Origin of the sequence: Streptomyces sp. NPDC037389 (genome assembly GCF_040636475.1) — a bacterium.
Lineage (GTDB): Bacteria > Actinomycetota > Actinomycetes > Streptomycetales > Streptomycetaceae > Streptomyces > Streptomyces hesseae.
Map to the genome: position 1 here is coordinate 13,742 of NZ_JBEZUS010000026.1, position 24,473 is coordinate 38,214.

Consider the following 24,473-nt stretch of genomic DNA (forward strand, 5'->3'; position numbering starts at 1 on the left):
CCCTGCCGCTGCGCACTTACCCTTCATGACCTGCGGTTCCTAGATTTCTCGGCATCACCACCGCACGAGATGAGGACTCATGCAGCTGCGTTCCCTCGCCATCGCACCCCTGCTGATGGCAACCGTCCTGACATCCCCGGCGGCCGCACGGACCGAACCCGCCGACATCAAGGTCCCCGGCGCCGAATACACCGTCTCCGCCCGCCTCACCGATCTGACCACCACGGGCACCCGGCTCACCGGGCACACGGAACCGGACGACTGGGCGGGCCTGGAGGCTCCCGGCACCACGACCCCGTCAGGCGTCCCGGGCGTCCAGATCGACGGCTACTTCCCCGACACCTCCACCACCAACACCAACCACCACTGGAACCACGACAGCCAGTTCGTCATCCGGCTGCCCGACCACTGGAACGGCGGACTCGTCGTCGCCGGACCGCCGGGACTGCGCAGGCAGTACGCCAACGACCGGATCATCAGCGACCAGGTCCTCGCCAAGGGATACGCCTACGCCGCCACCGACAAGGGGAACACCGGCCCCGAGATCTACAAGGACGGGGACCGCCCCGGCGACGCCATCCTGGAATGGCACCGCAGGGTCACCGAACTCACCGTCGCCACCAAGCAGGTGGCCGGTCGGCACTACAGCCGCAGCCCGCGCTTCACCTACGCCGCCGGCCTCTCCGCGGGCGGCTACCTCGTCCGCTGGCAGCTCGAACACCGACCCGACCTCTACACCGGCGGCCTCGACTGGAACGCCCTCACCTTCACCCCCGACGGCGGCCTCCTCGCCACCCTCCCGCCCGCCCTGCGCGCCTACCCCCGCTACGACAAGGGCGACCGGAGCGCCCAGGCCGCCATCCTCGCCGCCGGCTACCCCAAGGGCTCCGAACCCCAGTGGGGCTGGCACTACGACAAGCAGTGGGACCTCCTCCAGCGCGTGATCCGCGAGGAGCTCGACCCCGACTACGACGGCCCCACCCAGGCGGGCACCCCCCGCTGTCCGGCAGGCACCGGTGCCGGCTGCGACACCGACTACGACTTCGCCTCCCGCCCCCGGGCCGTGCACGAGGCCGTGGAACGGGTCTCCCTCACCGGAAACATCCGCCGCCCCCTCATCAGCATCCAGGGCAGCCTCGACGCCCTCACCCCGCCGGCCGCCTTCGGCGACGCCTACCACCGCATGGTCACCGACGCCGGACGCGCCGGCCTGCACCGCTACATCACGGTGCCGGGCGGCGCACACACCGACGGCCTCGTCCTGCTCGACAAGGACCACCTGCGCCCGATGCTCGGCTCCTTCACCAAGGCCCTGAGCGACCTCGAGTGCTGGACCCGACCCACCTCCACCTCCTGACGGCAGCAATCTCCGGACATGGGAAAGCACCCCGGGCGACCGACGCCCGGTGGCACCCGCCCGCGAGCGCGGGCACGCAGCGCTCCTGGAGACCTTCGACCGAGCGCCTGACCGCTCCCCGCGACCTCGCCCCCGCGACCCCAGCCCGCCCTCCACCTGGCCCGCCTGGCGGCATCGGCAGACTGCCGCCCACCGAACCTCGCGTCGGCGACCAGGTTCTCACCGGCGGCCGCTTGGCCTCCCTCCCCGAATCGGTCGGTGCTTGCCTGAGGGGTGGCGGACGAGTAGAGCGAAAAATAGCTTGCCGACTCGGCGGGTGTGTGCCACTGTTCCGCCTGAATCGGCAGCCGGCCAGTGCCGGCATGCTGGCCGCCTCTTGAGGAATCCACTGAAGAGGCGTAAGAATCACGAGAATTGGCGCCATGGAGAATCAGTACGAAGATGAGTGTCGCCGTTCGTTGGCTGGAGAGCAGGCGAGAAGCCTCGCCGAGACCAACCACTGGGAGCACGTGGACAGGGATCAGGTCCACCAGGATTGGGACGTGCTGTACAGGGAGATCGCGGCTTGCCTGGACGGCTCCCTGCCCGGAGACCGGAAAATTCAGGAACTCGTTCTCAGGCATTTTGACATAGCCTGCCGATTTTACGTCCCTACCAGGGAGGCTTACATCGGAATGGCGCTCTTCTATGCAGAAGACGATGCCATGAGAGAATTCCATGATTCTTACCATCCTAGGATGGTGGAATTCCTGGGCGAGGCGATGAATATATTTGCTGAACGGGGGGCCGGTTTCGCTTCCAGGGCGGCCTCCGGGACCTCCGCGTAGTCGTCTGACGCCCGGTTCGTGGTGGACCGTCCCCCACCACCACAACCCCGCTCAGTTCGGCGCCCACGTGAACGCCGGTCTGTTCCTCCGAGTTGCGATGTGCTGGGTTGGTGTCAGTGGGTTGGTGTCAGTGACGGTATGTCAGGTCGAGGTGTTTTCGCTGGTCGGGTGCTGAGGACGGGCGGGGGCACTGCCGTAGAGCGGTATCTGCAGCGGGTACGGCTGTCGCAGGCCGGTACACCCCACTCACCTCCACTGTCTTGGGAACGGTACTTCTGATTCTTCCGAGGCCTGCGCGGCTGCACGGTGGTGGGTGTCGGTATCCGCGGCGGTAGGGCGTGGGTGGGGTGGGGGAGTCCAGGCCGGGTTGGTGGCGCGGCTGATGGCGCTCGATGCGGCTGGGGCGTTGACGACGGCGCATGTGCGTGCGGGTGCTCAGGTCGGTGGGGTGAGTGTTCGGACGGTGTGGCGGTGGCTGGAGGCGGCGCGGGCGGAGGGCCGTGTGGAGCGCAGGTCGCGGGCCCGGCTGGAGTCGTCCGATCAGGCGTGTATGCGTTCTCAGTCTTCTTGATGTAGAGGCACCGCTGTGAGCTGGGGCGCTTCAAGTTATTGAGGTTCGTTTGGACGGGAGTTGTGCACCCTGGAGTAGGGGTTGACCTGTAGTGCTGCATGTTGGATGAGATGGCAGCAGATGGAATGAGAATTCCTATGTGGTCGGGGGCTGTTGTATAGGGGTACACGCTGGAGCGCGCGTGAAGGCAGCCGGTTTTTGGGTCTGCTACCACCTGTCGTCGGCTGCGGCCGCGGGGAGATCGAGGTAGCGGGCGGCGTCGTACAGGACCTCGGGTGTGATCGCTTCGGTGCCGTCGAGGATGGCGATCTGCGCGGCCGTGCTGAGCAGCGGGGTGAGGTTCTCCATGAGCCCGTCGGTGATCTCGTAGAGCTCTTTGTCGAGTTCCAGGAGGCTGCCGGGCCGGTGGTGGCACAGCTGGAGTCGGCCGCCGAAGCTGGCGAGGGCGCGGGGCCACTCGTCGGGGTGTTCGGGGCAGCGGGGCGGCAGCCGGTTGACCCACAAGGTGGGTACGGCCCGCTGGCGCAGCGGCGCGGCGTCGCTTGTGCGGCGCAGGGCGGGGAAGCGGGCGGTGCGGGCTTCGCGGAGGATGTCGCTGGAGCCGATGCCGCTCCAGAAGATGGTCAGGCTCAGTTCGTCCGCGAGGTAGTCGAAGAAGTCGAAAGTGGGCTGCAGGTCCTCGGTGCGCAGCCGGTCGATCCCGTCGACCAGGCACACCTCCACCTGGTGGGTGCGCATCACGTGCACGGCGGGCCCGGTGAAGTCCTTCATGCGCTGCACGGGCCGGCTGTCGGTGCCTGTGCGGTAGAGGTCCCAGCCCAGGAACGTGGCCAGGGCGGCGGACCAGTCGGCCGGGGTGCCGGGGGTGGGCGGGGCGTTGATGCAGACGACCGGGATGCGGGTGTCGTCGATGCCGTGCAGTTTCTCGCGGCGCCCTTGGTGGCCCATGCCGATGTGGTGCAGCAGGGTGCGTTTGCCGGTGCCGCGGTAGTCGCTGTCGATGGCGATGTGCGGGCCGGGCTGGCGGGGTTCGCCGTTTCGCCGGAGTATCCGCCGTGCCAGGTGCAGTCCGCGCTGGATGTCGGTGGTCTCGATCAGGCCGAGGTCGGCGTGGTAGCGGACGCGGGGGTCGTTCTCCCTTTCCTCCTCGCTGTCGGCGCAGGAGGGGTCTTGTGGCGGCAGCGGAACCAGGGGCGGGGGCTGGGAGGGCGGTTGCCGCAGGCGGGTGCGCCATCCCAGCAGGGTGGTCGGCGGGCCGGCGGTGTCGGGGGCCGGCGGGGCTGGGGGAGCGGGCGGGGACTGCGGATCACGTACCGGGGCTGTCAACGGTCCTCTCCTTGCTGGTCACTTGGGACGCTCTCGCCGTCGGCGGGCGGGTTCAGTTCGGGCAGCGAGGCGAGGAAGGCATCGACGCTCTGCCCGCTGTCCTGTGCGGGCTCGCCGGCGGTGAACAGCTGTGCAGCGGGGCGATCGAGGCGGCGGAAAGGCCGCACCGATTGTGGATCAAGCGGCGGCATCCCGGCGGCATAGGGCTCTTTGGGCGCCACCGTTCGGCGACGGGGCGCGGGCAGGGAACGAGCAGAGACAGCGGGCTCGTCGTCGGGCCCCGGCCCATCGGCGGCTTTGGACAGCAGACGCTGTGTGGCCCGGGCGATGGCCGCCTCGTCCCGGCGGTGCCCGCCGGCGGCGAAGTGGACCTGCAGCCCCTGCTCCCAGCTCTCTTCGGTCCACCGGTCGCGCAGGAGGCGCCGGTGGATGAAGGGCACCTCCACCCACGGGTCGCCATCCGGGTCGGCCCGGTGGTCGAACAGCCAGGCGACCTCGGGCTGATTGGGGGAGTAGTGCACCTCCCAGCGCCCCTGAAAGGCCGCGAGCCCGGAGGAGCCGCGGAAGGGATCCAGGGCCCCCTTGTCCAGGTTGTAGGTGCGGTTGTTGATCTGGAAGCCCTTGCGGTCGATGCGCACCCACACGGTCGGCAGCAGCTTGCGGTTCTCGCCCTCGGTCAGAGCCGTGGCCCGATAGCCGCGCAGCGAGATCAGCGCCGCATACATCTGGTTCGGGGTGAGCTTCAGCCCCGGGGTGAACGGGCTGCGCAGCGCACCGTGCGGGGTCTGCTGCCAGTGCAGCGCCACCCACTGCTCGAACAGCTCCTGCAACCGAGCGATCGTCCACAGCGCCTGCTTGCGGACGTGTTTGCCGCGCAGGTCCAGACGGTGATGGGTGTAGGAGGCAAGGTGCTGGCTGAAACCGGTCTTGACTGCCAGCATGGCGCGCTCGACGATCGCCTTGTCGACGGGGGTGCGCAGCCGGGCCTCGCGCACCTCGATGCCCAGGGAGTTGCAGGAGCGGGTGAAGTCCGCGGAGACGAACGGTGAGCCGTGGTCGACGACGAGCGTCTCGGGCTTGATGACCGGCCTGGCGGCCGCACCGGCGAACCGCTCATCGGCGGCCAGCAGTTCCGCGAAGGGAAGATCCGAGCCGTCCATAAAGGTTTCCGGGGCCCACCCCGGCCGTACCGGCAGCGGCGCGGTGCTCTGCGCCACGACCTGCACCGTGTCGAAGCTGCGGGTGGCCCGCCCGCTCAGCCACCGGCCCGCACCGGCAGTGCGGCGAAACCGCTTGGGCACGATCAGCGCACCGACGATGCTGCGGGTGGCTACATCGATCGCGATCGTCAGTTCCACCGAGATGACCTGCCCGTCGTCACCAATGGCCAGGACATCCAGTCCGGTGGTGTCGATCTGCACCAGTTCCCCGGGCCACCGTGCCGTGGTCGCCCGTCGGCTGCCGGGCCGGGTCACCGACAGCGGCGGGCCGGCCGCACGCCGGGCCGCGACCACATGCGCATTGTGTGCGGTGATCCCTAGACGCTGCAGCAGCCGGTAATACGTGGCCTGGCTGGGCAGCAGCGCAGACAGGGTGGCCGCATCGGCGTCGGCGAGTTCACGTGCATAGCGGACCCGAACCGTCTGCTGCACACGGCCGATCAGCCGCGACAGGGTGCCCGGCGACAGCCCCGCTTCGCGTTCGCCGTCCAGGGTCTCCCACACCAGGTCGATCACCCGCTGGTCGACACGTCCGTGCGCGGAGGCGGCGCGCTGGCCACGCCGGTCGATCAGCCCCAGCAGGCCCTCCTTGCGCCAGGCGAGGCACTTGCGCTCGACGGTGGCGGGTGAGGTCGGCCAGCCGGCCGCGGTCAACTGGTCGGCCTTGGTTCGGTAGCGCTGCCTGAGGGGATGCCGTTCCGGGTCGAAGGCGGGTTTGGGCCGGCTGGTCGCCGGCACGTTCGGGGCCTGCTGGTGCAGCACCTCCTTCACGATGCGCTCCCACCGGGTGACCTCGCGGCGCAGCGCGGCGGGCAGGGCCTTCAGCTCGTGCCCGCGATGGGCGACCACCGTGCGGGGAGCCTCACGGCTCAGGACCGCGAAGTCCTTCGCGGACGTCAGCACCGGCTGGAGGATGATCAAAGGCTCGGCTGTGGTGTCTCCGGGCGTGGTGAGGAAGACCCGCGGACCGTGAAAGGCGGTCACCAGCCAGCGCGCTCCGCTGAAGGTGATGATGTCGCCCAGGGCCAGGGTGTCGGCGCCGTCCGGTGCCGCGCCGTGCGGTGCGGTCATCCGTCCTCCCCGAGCCATGCCGTCGACGACGGCGTCAGGAGCCTGGTCATGTCGGTGTGCAGCCGCCGTTTCCAGATCAGGTGATAGGCCAGGTCCACGCCCGCACACGTGGGCAGGCCCGCCGCGCGCACTCCGGAGCGGATGGTGCGCGCCGAGGTGAAGTGGCGGGCCAGTGACTCGGCATCGTCCGGGGACAGCCACTGCGGGCTGCGGACGGCGTACAGCAGCATCAGGTTGTCCAGCTCCACACCATCCGGCGGCCGCATGACGCGCACCCGCCAGCCAGCCACCGAGGCGGCCCGGGCCAGCAGTTCCTGCCCAGCGCGCCAACCGTCGGTGCTCTCCTCCGGCTGCACACAGATGACCTCCCGCCGCCCCGCCCGCAAGGCGACGAAGTCCGGCCGCAAGCTCTGTACGCCGCCGTCCCACGTCCAGTGCAGCTCCATCGGCACGGCGCTGCGCGCGGCCACCTCCGGATCCCGGTCCAGCAGCATTGCGCAGCGCTGCTGGCGCAGTGAACCGCACGCCAGCGACTGGCCGGTGGCCGAGGCCCAGGCCTTGGTGACGAAGGACTGCCGGCCCGGATACGGCACCGGCATCTGCAGAGGCGCCAGTTCCTCGAACGGCACCTGAGCGGCCTGCTCCACCGGCAGTTCACGCCGACGCCCGAACCGGTCGAGATAGCAGACGGTGATCGTCTGCTGGTTGGGGGGAGCATCCGGCATGGGCGTCCCCCTCCGTCAGCTCGCTGCACAGAGGCCGCCTCAGGCAGACCCGTTCCATGATCCGCCGAGCAGGGTGGTGCCCGCAGCCACCGAGTAGCCGATCACCCGAATGAAGGGCATGGCGAACGCCAGCCCGAACCTGCGCAGATGTGGTCCGCGGGCGGCAACGGGCGCTGCCGAGCCGGCCTCACACGGGCACGGACGGGTCGCTCCAGTCCCAGGGCAGACAGCACCGCTCGGCCAGGGACCGCTGCTGTTCGTCGTCGGCGTGGATGAGCGCCGTCACCGGCCGGCCCGGCCCGGCCATCGGCGGCATGCACCGGTGATGCTGGTGCAACCACTGTGTCACCGGGATCTGCCACTTCCCGGACGGCAGCTCGAGCGCAGCAGCCAGCTGCCCCAGGCGCTCCAACAGTTGCGCCTCGGCCGCTGCCCACGGCCCGCCGGGCCGCATCGCGCGCTGCCGCTCGTAGTCCAGCAGCGCGCGGGCCACTGCGACGGCCTCTGGGTACATCCACAGCCACGCCGTCTCCAGGTCTCCCTCCGGCCGCCCGGCGCGATGTGCCCGCCGTGCCCAGCACTCCACGACCGTCGTGCGCCACCACCAGCCGGTGATTGCGAACGCGTCCGCGGCCAAGTACGCCCCGACGGGTCCGTGTCGGCGTGCGAACCGCTGGTGCTGCCGGTGCGCCCGCGCCACCTGCGACAGCGGGGCCAACTCCACGCCGGAGCCGGGCTGACGTACATGGGTGAACTGGCCATGCCGGTCGCAGATCTTCCAGGACTCGGGCCAGACCAGCCAGATCGGCCCCCACCCGCCGCCGCGCAGCGCCACACACCGGCTGCAGGCCGGGATCAGATAGTGCTCCATCGGATACCACGGCCATTCCCACCGGGCCTGCTGCCCGGGCAGCAGGTGGGTCGGGCGCAGATGAGGCAGCGCCCATTGCAGCCTCGGCAGTTCCACATTCAGCATCGCCGCGAGCCGCTCGGCGGCCGGAGTGCTCAAGAAGACCTCGGCCAGATGCGGCTGCACCGCTTGCTGCCCCGGTTCTCCCTCGCCCAACTCGTCCAGCAGGAAGGTGATATCCACCCCCTGGGCCGCCGCTACACGCCACAGCAGCGAGCAGTTCGACTCACGGCCGGCCCGCCGCACCAACACGCGTGCCAGACTCCGGCCCCACACCATACGACCCCCGTCCTGCACACAGATCGGCCCCGCGCAGCCGTCACCTGTGCTGTACCTGCACAGTTACCTCGCGCGTGAACACCGAACAGGCCGGTTTCGTACAGCGGTTCACCTGATCGTGTGGCAACACCGCGGGCGGGCAGTGCGCGGTCGTTGTGCTGCGCAATCTTCTGGCAGACCCACTGACCTGCCAGAACTGCGGAGTTGGCCCGTGCAGCTTGATCTTCCCGGCGGACGCCTGTCCAGCAAGCTGTGGACCCGTCAGCGTGATGCCGCGGACTGTGTGCTCAACGCGTTCGCGATGGGACGCTCGCGACAACAGGTGATCATGCCGTGCGGTACCGGCAAGACCCACCTCGCCGTCCACATCGCCCACGAGATCACCGCCAACAGCCGCAGCCTGACCCTGCTGCCCACCCTGGACCTGCTGAACCAGACCGCCCGCGTCTGGTACACCGCCGGCCGCCCGGGCCGTTACCTCGGTGTCTGCTCCGACCCGCAGGCCAGCGAGCCTGTCCTCGACGGCATCCTCACCATGACAAGCGACCCGTCTCGCTTGGCCCAGGCCGTGCGAGAGGCCGACGGTCCGGTCAACGTCTTCGCCACCTACGCCGCCCTGAAGAAGCTCCGCCTGGCCCACCGTGACCATCAACTGCCCCGCTGGGACATTGCCGTCGTCGATGAAGCCCACCGCACCGCCGGAGCGCGCAGCAAGGCCTGGGGCACCATCCACGACGACGCGGTCATCCCCGCCCGTCACCGGCTCTACCTCACCGCCACACCCCGCATCTGGGACGTCAACCGGGGCGTCGTCACCGAGCCGATCGCCTCCATGGACGATGTGTCCCTCTTCGGTACCGTCGCCTACCGCTACTCCCTGGCCGAAGCCATCCACGAAGGCAGACTCGCCGACTACCGCATCGCAGCCCCCGAGATCCACCAGCCGCAGCTGCGCGCCTTCCTCACCAGCCGCACCAAGCGGGGCCGCACGCCGCAGGCCGATGCCGCACGGGTCGCCGCAGCCCAACTGGCCCTGCTCAAAGCCCGCGAGGACCACCACATCCAGCGGGCGGTCTCCTTCAGCCGCAGCATCGCGCAGTGCGAAGCCCTCGCCGAAACCCTCCCACAGACCGCCGCCGCCATCCCCGGAGGGCACGCCGACGGCCTGTGGGTGTCCAGCGTCCACTCCAAACAGTCAAGGACAGTGCGACGCGAGCGCATGAGCCACTTCGGGCAAGCCCCCACCGCCGGGCCCGAAGACTCGCTCGCCGAGCTCCGCGTCCTGTGCAACGTCCGCCTGTGCGTCGAAGGCGTCGACTTCCCGCTGGCCGACTCCGTCCTGTTCGCCGACCCCAAGCAGTCCACCATCGATATCATCCAGGCCATCGGACGGGCCCTGCGTATCGGCCCCGGCATGAACAAGCTCTCCACCTTGATCATCCCTGTTCTGTTCGGCCCCGGCCAGCGACCCGAAGAAGCAACCTTCGGCACCCCCTACCACCTGCTCCACCACGTCATGATCGCGCTGCGGGCCTACGACGAGCACTACTTCTACCGCCTGCCGATCAGCGGCCGCCGCCTGCTCATCTCCACCCCCGACTACGCCATCCGCCCTGCCCGCGCCCTGGAGATCGCCCCCCATCTGATGCTGCGCATCATGGAACCCGAACCGGACATCTGGGACGCCGGGATGGCCGCTGCCCGGGCCTTCCAGACCGAACACGGGCATCTCGACGTCCCCAGCAACCACATCACCGACGACGGGTTTCATCTCGGCTGCTGGCTCGGCTATCAGCGTGCCCTCAAAGCCGCCGGATACCTGCCCGCCGCCCGCGTCGCTGCACTGGCCACCTTCAACATCACCTGGCGCCACGACCCGGCCAGCACCGAGGCCTTCCTCGAAACCGCCCAGGCCTACGCACGCGAGCACGGCCACCTCCTTCCCCACGACGCGCAGGAGACCTACCAGCGCCGCCCTCTCGCGCAGTGGCTCCTGCAGCAGCGCCGCCAAGACGATGCAGGGACCCTGCCCGACCCCTACCGACGTGCCCTGCGCGACATCGACCGCTGGTGGAACCCTCACTGGTCCGACGCGTGGCAGCGCACCCTGGCACGGGTCCGCGACAGCACGTCGCCTCCGGTCATCACCCTCGGCCCTCTGCCCGGCGACGCAGACCACGTAACCCGCTGGCTCGACCGACAGTTCGACATGTTCCCCACCCTGGCCAAGGAGCAGCGCCAGCAACTGGCGGCACTGCCGTTCAAGGACAGCCCGCTGGCTCTGGCGCTCCGTCGCACCCCCACCAACCACTTCGCAGGCGGCCTGCGCACCGCCCGGCACTTCTACCGCCAGCACCACCACTTGCAGGTCCCGCCCGACTTCCACGCCGGCGAAGGCGACCGACGCTTCCCGCTAGGCCCATGGATCACCGACCTGCGTGCCCAGGCCCGCCAAGGTGCCCTCAGCAGCGAGGAGATCGCATCCTTGGACGCACTGGCCATGGAATGGACACCGGCTTCCCAGTGCGCGCAGACGCCGCCGGCACCGCTTCCATCAACACAGACCCCCGCTGCCGTCACGAGCAATTCCGCGGCTGGGGAGGAACCGGCTCTCCAGGACATTGCCGCGCTGGTGGGTGCGCACGACCCGGTGTTTTGGACGGCCGAGAGCGAGCCGCCACTGGGCCTGGCCCCGATGATCTTCGGCGGGGGCGGCCGCCGGACGCTGATCAGCATGCCCGCTGGAGCAGGCAAGACCACCACCATCGCGTCCGCCGTGCTTGAACTCGCCCCCGAAACCTGCCTGATCCTCGGCCCGGATGTGCTCTACCTCCGCAAAGCCGCCGCCACCTGGCGGAAAGTGGGCGACAGGCCGCAGGCGGGCCTGGGCTTCGGCCCGCACGGTGGTACCCGTCTGACCAGCGCTACCGATCTGGCCGACTGGATCAGACAGCAGCCGCCCGGAGCGCTGGTGTTCGCCCGCTACGCAGATGCCCCACTGGTCGCCGACAGCCACCGTCGCCACGACCTGCCTGCCTGGGGACACCTCGTCGTCGAAGAAGCGCACCGCACGGCAGAGGGCGTCATCACGCCGGAACACCCCTATGCCGGCATCCACTACGACGACCGCATCCTGGCCCGGCGGCGCATCTATCTGACGGCCACTCCACGCATCCCCCGCCAGATGACACCCGGCCTCAAAGCACGCGACGTGGACTGGGCGGTCCACATGCCTGCACAAAAGATCTTCGGGAGTCACATCGTCCCGACGAGCCGGCAGGCACTGGAGGACGAAGAACTGCTGGCGCCCTGCCAGCTGGCGGTGGTCCGCGTCCGCAGAAACCCCGCCTCGCGGCGTCCGCGGCAATGGTCCACCGAAGCCAACGCAACCGCGCAGATCATCGAACGGCTCCGGCTGCGCCGTGTCGCGGTCGTACTGGCGACGAAGGGCGAGGCCCAGAAGTTCGGCATGCAGCTGGCGGTGGACATGCTCGACGCGGCGATCCTCCTGGAAGACGATCCGCCGGCAGGGCGGTACGCACAGGACCAGCCGGTCATCCGCTGCGTATGCAGGAGCTACAACCCGTTGCCCCGCGACCTTGACGCCATTGTGCTGCCGGACCCCAACTGCACCGCCACGCAACTCGTCAACGTTCTGCGCCCGCTCATGGCACAAGACGTACGGCGTGTGGCCCGCACCAGGGTCCTCGTGCCGCACGCCGTGGACAGCGATGATGACCCGCCGAGCGACCAGTCCCTCCTCGTCCAGCGCGTCACCGCCGCCTTCTGGGCGCACGACCCCACAGAGCCCATCGCCCCACCGCGCTGAGCAGGGCCGTGACACCTGTCGTCCCCATCACCCCCGCCGCCTCCATCGACCCATGCCGGGGTGAGTGACTTCGCTCGGTGGGGCGGAGACGAGGATCCCCAGTGGGGTCTCGCCGCCGCATTCGCTGCTGCGGCGGATGTTCGCGTCGGGGGTGAACCGCAGGTGGACCAGCTCGGCGCGGGGTGTGCCGCACGGGGTGCAGGTGCCCTCGCGGACGCCGCGCAGTACCTCGGCGTGGGCCTTGGTCATGTGTCTCCTTGGTTGCCTGGGCGGCGGTGGGCTCGTCGGTCCGATAACTCTTCAACTTGTTGCGAAGTCTCCCAGTCGCTGATAACTTTGCAACAAGTTAAAGAGTTCGCTGGTGGGAGGGTGGACGGGGTGCTGCAGATCCAGCTGGGAGCCGAGCGGCCCGCTGACACCGGCGACGGGCTGGGACGCGCCACGATCGGATGGCGTCCCGGTATGTCCGAGGACGAAGCCTGGCAGGCAGGGCGCGGCATCTGGAAGTTCAACGCCGACCGGGCTCTGTCCCAGGACGAGGTGCAGATCATCAACACCGAGGGCACGGTACTCGCGGTCGCGAGGATCACCGGGATCTCCAAGCACGGGGACCGCTATGCCCTCGAGGGCGACCTGCTGCGCGGCGATGCACGGGTGGGCCGGCCCACGCCGAGCCCGCACCTGTCCCGTAACCCCGTCACCTACATCTGAGAGGGCGGATCGATGAGCGACTTCGACGCGATCGACTCGCTGCTCGCCTCTCTCACCCCCCAGTCGGCGCTCCCCGAAGCGCGGGTACGCCGCGGGCTGCGTGAGCGGGCCGGCCTGTCGAAGGCCCAGCTGGCCAGGACTCTCGGAGTGAGCCCCTCCACGGTCACAGGGTGGGAGACCGGCCGGGACCCGTCTGGGGAGCTCAGGACGAAGTACGCCTACCTCTTGGACGGCCTGGCCGCGAAACTCGCACCCCCCGCCCCGCAGCCCGCAGACGGAGCCACCGCGCCCCCGCCCGCGCTGGACGAGAACACAACGTCTCCGGCACCCGGGCCGGCCGCAGACGACGACATGGACGACGTCGAAGCTCTGGCCGCGCCTGAGCCGTGTGTCCTGTGCGGGCAGCCGGCCTGCCACCAGGTCGCCGGTTTTCCCCAGCACCTCGACCCCGTCCAGTGCGCCAGCACAGCCCCCGTACCCGACACCCCCGTCAAACGGTCGGAGGGCCGCACGGCGAAGCCGGTAAAGGCCGTGCCCGCGGGCCGCCGTGCGCCGACTGCGTCCGACGCCGACCCGTCCGGCCCGACCGCGGCGGCCGTGGCCGAGGCGCTCGAGGCGCACGAGGGCGATGTGGAGGCGGCGACCGCAGCGCTGGTCAAGCGGGCGATCCCGGATGCGATGGCCCTGCTGGACGAGACCCGCAGGGGCGGCCGCTACGCCGTCGTCGCCCACCCCTGGATCCCGGACATCCTGCGCAAGCAGTCCGCGCGCGGCGCCGACCAGATCTGGGAGGCCCGCCCCAAGTGGAGCCGCCCCGAACTTCCCGCAGGCCGGCACGAGGCGACGGTCCTGGACATCAACGGCGCCTATCTCAGCGCGCTCAAGACGCACCTTCCACTCGGCCAACTGGAGCGCACCACCGGCAACGTGCACGACCGCCGCCGCGCCGGCGTCCACCTGATCACCCCGCCCGCATGGGAGCACGGCGCGTACCTGCCCAACCCGATCGGCAACCGTGACGAACCCGGCCCCCTGTGGGTCACCGAACCCACCCTGCGCCTGTTGCTGCGCCTGTCCGGCCCGAAGTACGGCCTGTGCGAACCCCCCGAGATCCACGAGTCGTTCACCTCGGGGGCGACGGAGAGCCTGCTGGAGAAGTTCCGCATCACTCTCAAGGACGCCCGCGACACCGCGATCGCCGACGACGACGAGGTGACGCTGGAGTACGTGAAGGCGATGTACTCGAAGTTCGTCTCCACGATGGGGGAGTCGAACTACAACCGGGAGCTGTACCGCCCCGACTGGATGCACCTGATCCGGTCGCAGGCCTTCGCCAACCTCTGGGCCAAAGCCCTCAAGGCACACGACGCCGGCCTGACGGTCGTCCGCGTGATGGGCACCGACGAACTCCACGTCGTCGGCGACTGGCGGCGTGTCTTCCCGGAAGGCCGTGGAGTTTCCGAGGTGAAGGTCAAGGACGTGTACTTCGTCGGCGCCGAGCCCGCAGACCCGGCTGCTGCCGGACAGACCGACGAGAACTGACAGGCCAGGAGTTCACGTGCCCGATCGCACCATCGATTTCGGCAAGTACGGCGCCCAAGGCATCAAGGGCCACGAGGCCGTCGCCCGCCAGCTCGACGTCCTCGCCGACTTCATCACTTCTCCTGTCACCACCCGGCGCGGCCTTATGGCCCGTCTGCACTACCTCACCCGCACCCCTCACGCCCGCGCCGCCGCCTACGACGCGGGCCTGACCGTCACCGATCGCACCCTGAAGACATGGCTGGCCGGCACCCGCAATCCCACCAGGCAGAACCTCGCCCGGGTCGAAGCCGCCTACCGCACGGTCCGCCGCCACAACGTCGCCCGCTACCTCCTGGCGCGCCTCAACCGCGCTGGCCGGGGCACCCGCGTCGAGATCCACCCGCTCAACCAGTCCGGCGTGCGTACCGCCCACCAGCGGGTCGTGGAATTCCGCACCCTCAACATCCGCCATTGGGAGGCCATCATCGACGCCTGGTCCACCAGCGACGACCGGGCCCTAGGCGACGCCTGGATCGAGCAGATCGTCGACCTCGGCTCGCAGTGGGGCCAGTACGAGTACGTCACCAACATCGGCTTCGCCGCCTGAACCGCTGTAGAGGCTTAGATTCGCTGCACGGTCTCATGTGCCGAAGCACATGCACCAGGGCTGATTCAAAGTCGTGGCTCGACAGCATCATCGCTGGTCAGCGACACGGGGGGCGGGCTCATAACCGGGCATCCTTGACGGGCAGTCAGGGATGCCCGGCTATGAACGACCCTCTAATCAGGGACGACATCGACCGATCACGTGTACGTGCTGGCGATGCGGCTCAGAGATGCCTGACTTTGAATCAGCCCTGGCACATGCACACCCGTGCGCCGGACAACGATCCCGATCCGGACTGGCCACCTAGATGGAGGAGGGCGGGAGGAGACGGTCCAGAACGGCGTCATTTTCTTGGAACACTACCCGTCCCATGTCGCGCAGTGCACGGGCGAGCTGCAGGTCGATGTCTTCGTCGGTGAGCGGGCCCAGCAGCACTGCGGACGGGTGGGTGCCGGCGTCGTGGAGTGTGGCCAGGTCCATGGCGACGAGCCTGGCGCCGTACAGACGGGTGACGGTGTGTGCGATGCCGAGGCCTGGCCCGTCCATGTCGCCTGCGTACTGCAGTGCTACGCCCTGGTCGACGGCGAGTTGCAGCAGGGCGTGGTCGACGGCGCGCAACTGTCCGCTGGTGCACGCCAGCGGCGTGGTGTGGCCGCGGGCGAGGGCGGATTCGAGGACGGAGGGGTTCTCCACCACGGTGACCGTCTGGGTCGGGTCCAGACGTGGGGGAGTGCGGGTCAGGTCGAACAGGTGCAGCGCGACCGGGGCGACGGCGTCGCGTAGGCGCCGGTCGACCGGTCCGTCGCCGATGGCCTGGACGTGGTGGAGCAGCACGGTGGCGGTGAGCCGGTCAGGGACCACTCCGCTCTGCTCGAGCAGGGCGCGGATCCGGTCCGGCCGTGTTGGCTCCACCTGGCCCGTCAGTTCGGCGACCAGTGTGACGAGTCGGCTGCCGGCGAGGGTGTCGAGGTCGAAGAAGTGGGGGTCACCAGCAGTGTCGTGGGCGAGTTTGGGCAGCGAGACCGGCGGGTCGATCGGCAGCCGTGTCGCCACGGCGGCGAGGGCATCGACCAGCTTGCGCACCCCTGTGCCTTCGTCGACGCCGATCCCGGCGGCGCGCATCCGTGCGACCAGCCCCGGACACGCCGGCAGCTGTGCGGCCGCGTACTGCCACACATCCTGGCGCAGCGCCGCCTCGCTCACGCGCTGCCGCGCACGGTTGATCACCGGCCGTCCCACAGCCTGCTCCACCACAGTCACCAAGTCCTGAGGTTCCAGCCGCAGCACTTGGCACAGTGCTCGCACCGGCACTCGCGCCCCGCGGGCGTCCACCACCACCGCGGAGGTGCCGCGCCGCAGTCGGCCCGCGTCGTCCAGCCACGCCCGCAACGCCGCTACCCCCGCCGGTGGCAGCCCGGTCACCCGCACACTCGCCACGGCCGCCGGATCCGTCCCGGCACACAACCGGTCGTGTACGGCGGCCCACAGCGGGGCCAGCGCCTCATCGCCCGCGACCCATTCCCATGTCGTGCCCATCAGCCGCCCATCCCACCGTCGAAGCCCAGGCCGAGGTCCAGCGTCAGTGGCTGCGCCTCCCCGTGGCCCTGCCACAGCCACGGCACCGTCACACGGTGCTTTCCGCTCGTGACGACCTGGTGGATGACGACCTGGCCGGCCTCCTTCTTGATCACCGGGGTCATCGAGGGCGCGGTCGCCAGCACGTCGAACTCCCACCGGCGCAGCAGTCCCAGCATCTGCCGAAGGTTCGCGTCGTCGAACGCCGCGTCCAGCTCGTCGATCGACAGCAGCCGCGGCCCGCGGTACTCCCCGCTGTACATCGACCACGCGGCCGCCAGCAGGGGCAGCATCGTGGCCAGGCGACGTTCCCCGGTCGACAACGTCTCCAGCGGGTTCATGCCGCGCGGCTTGACCTCCTTGAAGCGGTCACCATCCCCGTCGCTGAACGAGGAGTGGGTCACCGAGATCCTCCACTCGTGCCAGGCCCGGTAATCGAAGGTGTGTGCGACCCGGTCCGCCCACGTGTCCCCGACGGACTCGTCCATCCGCTGCCGCAGCACGTCATACATCCGCTCGAACATCTCGTCCGAGGGAGGACTTTTCACCAGCTCCACCATGGCCTTCGCGTCCGCGTCCTTACGCACCGACCACTCGACCTTCACACCCACCCGGGCCACCCCGGTACGCACGTCCGCCAGGGTCTGGCCGATCTGCTGCACCAGTTGCTGCGCGAGATCCTGGCGGACCTGAACGTCGCGCTGCAGCTGAGCGAACATGCTGGTCTTGATGGCCTTCTTGATGTCGGCGCGCAGGTCTTGCTCCAGCTGGGCGACTGCCGCGCGCAGTGCCTCCACCGCCGCGCGCAGGTCCTGGCCGCGAGCGGCGGCCGGGTCGGCGACCTCGGCACGCTGCCAACCGGTGCCCGATATGTTGGTGAGGATGACCTGGCGGTTGAACCGGGCCAGTGCGCTGTTGGCGGTGCGGGCGGCGCCCTCGAGGGTCTTCAGCGCAGCGTCCCGGGCCCGGGACGCTGCGGCGAGCCGGTCCGCCCCCACTCCCGCGCCTGGCCCGGTGGGGCGGTCGGCCAGCAGGTGCCTGGCCCAGGCCAGTCCCGCGGTCAGGTTCGCGGGCCGGCCCTCCGGCCCGGTGGAGATGTCCTCGCCGACCAGGGCCAGGCCCTCGTCGACGAGCCGGCCCAACCGGGTAAGGCAGGCATCGCGGTGCTCCTCGGCCGCCTGGCGCAGCGGTGCGACCTCGTCCAGCCGCGCCCGGGCCGACGCCGCGTCAGCAGCAGCCTCTTCCTTGGCGCGCTGCAGCTCCTCCACCCGTGCCCGGGCGCGGTCGAGCGCACCAGTGACCTCCTGCAGCGAGGCGCGCAGCTCCTCGTACTCGGCGCCGTGCAGGCGCCGCATCTCCTCGACAGCCGCCTTCTCGCGCCCCGCGTCCACGGCGGTTTGCTCTGCCTCCCGGGCGGCGTCGGCCGCCAGGGTCCGCCAGCGTTCGGCGGTTGCCGCGTCCTGGCGTGCCCGTCCCGCCAGGTCGATCACCCGCCCTGCGGCGCCCCGCCAGGCCTCGACCTGCCGGAACATCAAGGTGGTGTCCTCGCGGTGGGCGTCGGCCGCCTTCGGATCCGTGGGCAGCACGGTGCCGCCGCCCGCGTCGGCTGCCCGGTTCAACGCCCGCAGCGCCTGACGCACGGCCTCGCCGGCCCGGCGGTGCCGCTCGCGTGCGTCGGCCGTGCGCCTGATGGAGTGCTGCAGCTGCTCATTCGCGTCGTCCTCCTGCTGCTGGGCCGAGAGGACCTGATCCGGCGACGGGAAACCGGCCTGCTCGGCATCGGCGTGGGCCTGGGCATCCTTCGCCTGCTCCCACCCGGCGTGGCTGGCGGCTGCGGTCCCGGCCGTCTCGCGCGCCGTGCCTTCAGTCGTTCGGGCTGCGGCCAGTGCCGCGGCCGCCACCTGTTCGGTGTGCCGTGCCTCCTGGGCCAGCAGCTCCAGCGCGCTACGGCGCCGCGCGGCAGCCGCCTCCAGGGCGTGCAGTGCCTGCGCCAGCCCGCGTTCGGCCAGGCGGATGTCCTGAGCGGACCGGTTGCGGGTCTCCTGCAGCGCCCGGAGAAGGCCCTGCCACCTCTCGCGGGCCTGCTCCCACCCGGCGGGGGAGAGGAACCGGTCCCGCTCCATCGCGGCAGCGTCCACCCGGGCGCGAGCACGCGCGGCTTCCTCGCGTGCCCGGTGCAATGCCCCCTGTGCCTGGTCGAGTTGCTGCTCCAGGTCGGCTACGTGCCGGAGCCGGGCGCGTTCGCGGGCACTTCGCCCGATGAACCGCGCCTGGTAGCCGACCGGTGCGACCGCGGTCGCCACCGCGATCGTGACCTGATCGCCCGCCGACGGATCCAGGGGAATCGACCGCAGCAGCTGGTGGACCCGCTCTGGGGCGATCCGGCCCTGCGCGTCTGGCCGGAGTACGTCCGCCAGACTCGCCCCCGATGCCGCCGCAGCTCCAGGTCGCAGGGTCACATCCCCTGCCACCGCCTGCCCGTCGGCACGCACCAGTGCATCCAGCAGTCCACTGACCAGCAGAGCACCCTCGAGGCGATCTCTGGCCTCGTCCGTCAGGTGTCCGGCGAAGTCCACTAGCGCCCACAACGGGGTGCCGTCCACGGGCTGCCGGCTGCGCCACAGCGGTGCAGGTGGCACCGGCGCCGCCTGCTGGGCCCGCTCCAGCTGCTGCTCCAGGTCACGGACCGTTTCCTGCGCGAATCCCGCCGCCTGGTCGGCGGCGTCCACCACACGCTGGAGCCGCCCGGCGGCTGCTGCGTGCGCCCGCTCCAGGGACACCTGGATCTGCGCGACTGTCTGCGCGGCGTCGCTCGTGGCCCCGTCCCCGGCCGGCTCCGGCACCATGCCGACGTCGATCAGTACCGCGTCACGCCGCCACATGCCGACCAGGCCCTGCCACTGCTCCCAGGCCGCTACGGCCGTCGATCCGGCCCCGTCTGCTGCCTTCTGAGCCTGCGCGACGGCGGCCTCCGCCTGTGCGACCTGCCGCAGGTGCGTCTCCTGGTGCTGCTCCCGGGCCTCCTTCCCGGCCGCGTCCTGCTCCCGGGCCTCCTCCTGCGCCCCGTGCAACGCCTGCGAGGCGTGCTCGGCCGCGCCGCGTTCCTGCTCCCACAGCGTGCGTGCCTGCTCGCATGCCTCGGCCGCCTGCTCGGCCACCGCACGGTCCGCAGCTGCCTGCCGGTGGTGCCCTGCCGCGTCGATCCTCGCCCGCGCCTCGCCCGCGACCTGAGCGAGTCCGGCTGTCAGCTTCCCGACGGGCAACCGCTCCCCGTCGCCGCGACTGTCCCGCACGAGCAGCTCGAGGGCGGGACCGCGCAACTCCACTGCCGTGTCTGCCCACTGGCGCATCTCTTCCAGCAGCGTGTCCTCGGCCCGCGCCCGCGCCCTGCTCGTCTGGTCGGCCGTGGCCCGGTCCGTTTCCTCGGCCGCTTCGGCCTCGCGTAGATCGGCCGCCGCCGCGACTTCCATTCCCTGCGCCGTCGCATGGTCTCCGAGCGCGGCTTCTACCTTCCGCATCTGGGAGATCCGGGTGTCCACCCACGCCAGCGGTGCCGCGCACGCCTCGTCGACCACGCCTGCGGCCACTGCCGCGGCCTCGGCCGCCACCAGCTGCTCGTCGAGGGTGAGCAGTCCCTCCAAGGCCGCATCCGCGCCCAGCCGGCCCCCCACCACCCGCAAGGGCCCGGACACCGCCGACACGGCGCCCTGCGCCGACCGGACGCCATCCGCCGACTCCCGGGCGGCGCCCTCAGCCCGGGAAGCCTCGCCGCCGACCTCATCCGACCGTTTGGCCGCCGTGCGGGCGGCAACGGCCAGTTCGACCGCTCGCTGCTCACGCTGCGGAAGGACCGCGCCCGCGTGCCCGCGCAGCTCCTCCTCCGCCGCGTTCTTCCGCCCCTCCAACTCCCCGATCTCGGCCCGCGTCCCGGCCAGCAGCTCCATGGCCTCGGCTTCCCGCACCCCGGCCTGCTGCGCCTCCTCACTCGCCTGGCGCTCCCGCCTGGTCTGAGCGTCGAACCCGGTGTTCGCTGCGATCAGCGAGGCGGCCTCGACCACCGCCACCGCCTCCACATACCGGCGATACGCCCGTTCCGCGCCCTGCAGCAGCTTCTCTTCCGCCCGGGCACGCTCCAGCTGGTCCTCGAGCTCAGAGATCCGCTCCATCGCCTGAGCGATCACCGTCAGCCGCTCACCGTCCAGTGCAGGCAACGCGCTGGACAGCAACCGGCCCATCTCCGCCGCGGAGATCGCCTCCGCCGTACGCACACTGCGCAGGCTGCGCAGCACCCCCACCAGCGCGTCGAACTGCACCTCGTCCAGCGGCGCGAACAACTCCTCGCGCACCACCCGCCGGTAGTCGTGCTCGTCCCCGACCACCCGCAGATGCTCCGACAACCGAGCCCGGTTCGACGCCGCAGACGAAGCGCTGGAGGTGAAGGCCTGCCCCTGACAGGCAGCCAACTGCGCTGCAAGGTCACCGATCCGCACCGGCTCCCGGTCCACCTGCAGCCGCAGCTGCTCCCCGACCCGCCCCCGCGCCAGGAAGAACACCCGGTGCACCGCCTTGCCCACTGCCCTCAGCCACAACCCGGTCGTCACATACTCCACAGCCCCGCCATCGGCGCGCCGACCGTACTCCAGCCACCACACCCCCGTGCGGTCCTGCTGCTCGTCCCGGTCGGTGTGCCGACTCAGCAACGTCCCCGCCGCCTTCCCCGACACCGACAAGGCGGTCTGCGACACATCCGCGTCCAGCAGCACCGTGACCAGCATCGACGCCGACAAGGACTTCCCCGACCCGTTCGGCCCCGCGAGTGTCAGCCACCCGTTGCCGAACAGCAGCTCCTCCTCTGCCCAGGCCCAGGAGTTCACCACCCCAGCCCGCGTGGGCTGCCACCGGCCCTCCGCGACCGGCACCCCCAGCCCGACGTCACCGGCCCCGACGGGCCCGTTTCCGGCGATCTTCACATGTCCCCCTCACCCGTCTCGGCACCAAACGCCCTACCGGGCTCCGGCCCCGCCGCGCCGCGGGCGGCGTGCGCCACCCGCACCCGCCACAGGTGCACTCCCGGCGTCGCCTGCCACTGCTCCGTCTCACCCACCACCGGCACCAGCAGCCGCGCGGCCGCCAGCTCACCGATCGCTGCCCGCGCCAGCGCGGGAAGTTGCGCCTTGTGACCGGCCGCCCAGTTCGGCATCACTGCCCGTACCTCTTCCAGCAGCCCCACCACGTCGCCCACCTGTACCACCGAACCGGCCCGGTCCCGCTCGGACAGATGAGCCAGCAGCGCCAGCGCGGCTTGCCGCTCCATCCGCCGCCCGTTGGGGAAGTCCATCGCGGTTCCGAGCCCACTGGGATCGGTGACCTCCCACCAGTCCCGGCGCACTGTCACCCCGAGCCCCAAGCCGGCCAGTAGCGCCAGCCCCCGCTCCCTGCCGGCCAGCGTGTGCAGATACGCCGTCCCCGGTGTCTGCTCGTCGAAGGGATCCACGCCCGGGTCGTCCACCAGCCGCCGCAGCGCCTGTAGCCGCCGTTCCTCCACCGACGCCGCCTGGTCCGGCTCCGGTGCTGCCGGGTCGAGCAACGAAGCGGTCGACAACGCCGCCGCGTGCTCCTGCGGGGGCAGCGCGTCCAAGCCGAGCAGCGCGGGGGACAGCGACGAGAACCGCGCCGCCAACCGGTCCCTCGAAGCCGTCACCACAAGGTCAGCGTCCTCGTCCACCACGACGCGCTCCAGGTCGGAGTCCGCCTCCACCGATCCCTCGGCCTCCAGCACCTGCAACGCGTCCACCAGATTCTGCCGGTGCCAGCGGGCCTCCTGCTTCGACGTCCCCTCCCCGGCCACCCACTGCACCCGCGGCAGCCCACCCGAGGCGGCCTCCTCCGCGCATACCTGCGCGAGCGCCTGCATCAACTCCCGCACGCTCAACCGCGGACGCCGCCACAACTGCTCACAGACCAGACACACCAGCACCAGCGCCTCCTGCGACAGCAGCACCGGACGACCCCCGCCGCGGACCACCGAAGGCCCCCGGTCACCAGGGACATCCACACGCCGCTTGTGTAGCCGGACCAGCTGCGCCACCTCCAGCACCTCGAACGTCCAGCCCAGCTCCGCCCGGAACAGCCCCGCCAGCGCGGCCTGCCCCTTCACAGCTGCCCGGTACAGCTCCGGCTCTGCCTCGGCCCGAAGCCGTCCTCGATCCACCAGCATCCGGGCCGCATCCCGCAGATCGGCCTCCAGCACCTCGCCGCTCATGCCGCCCCCCGCGCGATCGCTTCGTCGGCCCGCTCGCTCGCATCGACACGGATACGCAGATCCGGGCCGGTCAGCACCCCTTCGGCCAACTCCACCCGGACCTGCCGGTCCGCCACTCCCGGCCGTAACCGCACCACGACGTTGGCTCCTTCGGCCACCGCAGACCCGAACCCCAGCACAGGGTCGAACTCCTGCAGCGCCGCCTCCACCGCCCGCAGTAAGATCACCGAAGCATCCGCGGCCAACCCCGCGAAATGCTCCAGCCCCACCTCTCCAGGCGTCACCAGCACCCGGGCAAACCGGCGGCGCAGCTGCGCCTCCTCGCGTGCCCGCGCCAGCGCGTCCTCCCGGTCCACGGTGGTGTCCGCCAGTTTCCGGGGCCTGCCCCCAGGCCTTCCCACCCGCTCATGCTCACGCAGCGTCACCTCTATGCGGTGCACCGTGAGCCCGGCTGCAGCCACCGTCGCATGTGCCACGTCCTCCTCGGCTGGCCCGACCTGCGCGTGCCACGCCGGCCAGTCCCCGAACGCCGCCCCGTACACACGCCGCGCCTGCTCCTCGCCGCCTTGCCGGTGCAAGCTACGCGCCACAGAGCGGAAGTCAGCCCCCAGATCCGCCCCCCGCCTCCTGGCCGCATACCGCCGGTCGATCGCGATCAGGAGCGTGTGCACAGCACCGGTCGCCGAAGCGATCAACCGGTAAACCGTCCCGTCAGGCGTGAACCACGCCTCCAAGTCGGCCAAGCGACGCATCCGCTCGTCCACCCAGTGCTGCTGCTCGGCCGGATCCACCAGCCCCGCGTGCGCGGCCGCGGTCTCCACGACCGGACCGTGGCCCACCTCCCGCAACGCAGCCAGCGCGTCCCCCACCCGCCGCAGCGCCCGCCCGTACTCCCGCGGGAACTGCCGCAGCGCCTCGAGCACCCGGTCCCGGTTCTTGCCGAACACGTCGTCGTCAGTGACATCGGACTGGACCATCTGCGCCAGTGCACCGTAGAAGTCGGCCGTCACGCGTTGGAGTTCGTCGATCCGGGTCCGCACATCATCGAGATCACCCGTCAGCAGCCCAGGATCACTCTTGAAATGCTCCAGCATCCGGCGGACCGTCTGCTCGACACCGTCCAGCAGCCGGCTCGGCAGCTGCAGTGCACGACGGGAGTCCAGCACCGCTGCCCGTACGGCGGCTACCAGCGCCCGGCCCCGCAGCGTCAACGCCCAGGCCTCCTGCCGCGAGATCACCCCGCGATAGTTGCGCACCGGTGCCGCATAGTCCCTGAACGGCTTGGCGAGCTCCCACTTGGCCAGTTGCTCAAGCGACGACAGCAACTGCTCCTCGTCCAGCCCATCGTGGTAACCCACGGTGCGCAGTTGCTCGAGAACCTGAGCCGGTGTCCACATCGGGCCGCGGGTAGACAATTCCTCCAACGCAGCCAACAGGGCCGTATAGCGTTCCCGCACCAGGTCCTCGGGCAGGGCGAACACAGTCCAGTCGCTGGACAGAACGCTCCGCCACCACTGTCGCGATTGATCCATACCGCCCCCTCGTGCGCTCCCTGCGTGTGCAGAGCTTCCTAGTCTGAAGGCCACAACTGACAGATCTCCCGCGAACCGGGAACAACGGCCGTTTCCACCAGGACGCAAAGTGCCACTCACCGGAACTTCCCCGCCCCGGCCGTCCGT

General features: G+C 70.4%; 15 protein-coding genes. 6 read left to right on the plus strand and 9 right to left on the minus strand.

Features of this window, described 5'->3' with window-relative positions; translation table 11 throughout:
• Positions 1-79 precede the first annotated feature (79 nt).
• Positions 80-1,357 carry a tannase/feruloyl esterase family alpha/beta hydrolase gene (locus tag AB0E98_RS32615; protein ID WP_361709842.1) on the plus strand — a complete coding sequence of 426 codons (1,278 nt, stop codon included), beginning with the start codon at positions 80-82 and terminating at the stop codon, positions 1,355-1,357.
• Between the two features lie 422 nt (positions 1,358-1,779).
• Positions 1,780-2,184, plus strand: a complete 405-nt coding sequence (locus AB0E98_RS32620; protein ID WP_361709844.1) for a TipAS antibiotic-recognition domain-containing protein — start codon at positions 1,780-1,782, stop codon at positions 2,182-2,184.
• Between the two features lie 778 nt (positions 2,185-2,962).
• Here AB0E98_RS32620 and AB0E98_RS32625 read toward each other — a convergent pair.
• The 4 genes from AB0E98_RS32625 to AB0E98_RS32640 all read right to left on the minus strand — a co-directional run bounded on the left by AB0E98_RS32625 (position 2,963) and on the right by AB0E98_RS32640 (position 8,190).
• Positions 2,963-4,081, minus strand: coding sequence for a hypothetical protein (locus tag AB0E98_RS32625; RefSeq protein ID WP_361709846.1), 1,119 nt, complete (start codon positions 4,079-4,081; stop codon positions 2,963-2,965).
• A complete protein-coding gene (locus tag AB0E98_RS32630; protein ID WP_361709849.1) occupies positions 4,078-6,372 on the minus strand; it encodes an integrase in 2,295 nt (764 codons plus the stop codon). The genes AB0E98_RS32625 and AB0E98_RS32630 overlap by 4 nt, the downstream gene beginning before the upstream one ends.
• Positions 6,369-7,097, minus strand: a complete 729-nt coding sequence (locus AB0E98_RS32635) for a hypothetical protein (RefSeq protein WP_361709851.1) — start codon at positions 7,095-7,097, stop codon at positions 6,369-6,371. Before AB0E98_RS32635 ends, AB0E98_RS32630 begins: the two co-directional genes overlap by 4 nt.
• 187 nt (positions 7,098-7,284) lie before the next feature.
• Positions 7,285-8,190: a hypothetical protein gene (locus tag AB0E98_RS32640; protein ID WP_361709854.1), complete on the minus strand. Its 906-nt coding sequence runs from the start codon at positions 8,188-8,190 to the stop codon at positions 7,285-7,287.
• Positions 8,191-8,332: 142 nt separating this feature from the next.
• On the opposite strand from AB0E98_RS32640, the gene AB0E98_RS32645 reads away from it, so the two are divergent.
• The gene (locus AB0E98_RS32645) at positions 8,333-12,115 is read left to right on the plus strand and encodes a Helicase associated domain protein (RefSeq protein WP_361709856.1); all 3,783 of its coding nucleotides are present in this window, start codon (positions 8,333-8,335) and stop codon (positions 12,113-12,115) included.
• 27 nt (positions 12,116-12,142) lie between these two features.
• Here AB0E98_RS32645 and AB0E98_RS32650 read toward each other — a convergent pair whose 3' ends face one another.
• A complete protein-coding gene (locus AB0E98_RS32650; RefSeq protein ID WP_361709858.1) occupies positions 12,143-12,364 on the minus strand; it encodes a hypothetical protein in 222 nt (73 codons plus the stop codon).
• 129 nt (positions 12,365-12,493) lie between these two features.
• Between AB0E98_RS32650 and AB0E98_RS32655 the strand changes: the two genes are divergently transcribed.
• Genes AB0E98_RS32655 through AB0E98_RS32665 form a run of 3 tightly spaced genes read left to right on the plus strand, consistent with a single transcriptional unit; the run spans position 12,494 to position 14,957 of the window.
• Positions 12,494-12,826, plus strand: coding sequence for a hypothetical protein (locus tag AB0E98_RS32655; RefSeq protein ID WP_361709860.1), 333 nt, complete (start codon positions 12,494-12,496; stop codon positions 12,824-12,826).
• A gap of 12 nt (positions 12,827-12,838) precedes the next feature.
• On the plus strand, positions 12,839-14,368 hold the full coding sequence (locus AB0E98_RS32660; RefSeq protein ID WP_361709862.1) for a helix-turn-helix domain-containing protein: 1,530 nt from the start codon (positions 12,839-12,841) through the stop codon (positions 14,366-14,368).
• Between the two features lie 16 nt (positions 14,369-14,384).
• The gene (locus AB0E98_RS32665) at positions 14,385-14,957 is read left to right on the plus strand and encodes a transcriptional regulator (protein ID WP_361709865.1); all 573 of its coding nucleotides are present in this window, start codon (positions 14,385-14,387) and stop codon (positions 14,955-14,957) included.
• 303 nt (positions 14,958-15,260) lie between these two features.
• On the opposite strand, the gene AB0E98_RS32670 is transcribed toward AB0E98_RS32665, so the two are convergent.
• From AB0E98_RS32670 to AB0E98_RS32685, 4 genes are read right to left on the minus strand one after another with little or no spacing between them, the layout of a single operon-like run.
• Positions 15,261-16,493 carry a DUF2399 domain-containing protein gene (locus AB0E98_RS32670; protein WP_361709868.1) on the minus strand — a complete coding sequence of 411 codons (1,233 nt, stop codon included), beginning with the start codon at positions 16,491-16,493 and terminating at the stop codon, positions 15,261-15,263.
• Positions 16,493-21,502, minus strand: a complete 5,010-nt coding sequence (locus tag AB0E98_RS32675) for an SbcC/MukB-like Walker B domain-containing protein (protein WP_361709871.1) — start codon at positions 21,500-21,502, stop codon at positions 16,493-16,495. The genes AB0E98_RS32670 and AB0E98_RS32675 overlap by 1 nt, the downstream gene beginning before the upstream one ends.
• Positions 21,499-22,794, minus strand: coding sequence for a DUF2398 family protein (locus tag AB0E98_RS32680; RefSeq protein WP_361709874.1), 1,296 nt, complete (start codon positions 22,792-22,794; stop codon positions 21,499-21,501). Before AB0E98_RS32680 ends, AB0E98_RS32675 begins: the two co-directional genes overlap by 4 nt.
• Positions 22,791-24,275: a DUF2397 family protein gene (locus AB0E98_RS32685; protein WP_361709876.1), complete on the minus strand. Its 1,485-nt coding sequence runs from the start codon at positions 24,273-24,275 to the stop codon at positions 22,791-22,793. Before AB0E98_RS32685 ends, AB0E98_RS32680 begins: the two co-directional genes overlap by 4 nt.
• Between the last annotated feature and the right edge of the window lie 198 nt (positions 24,276-24,473).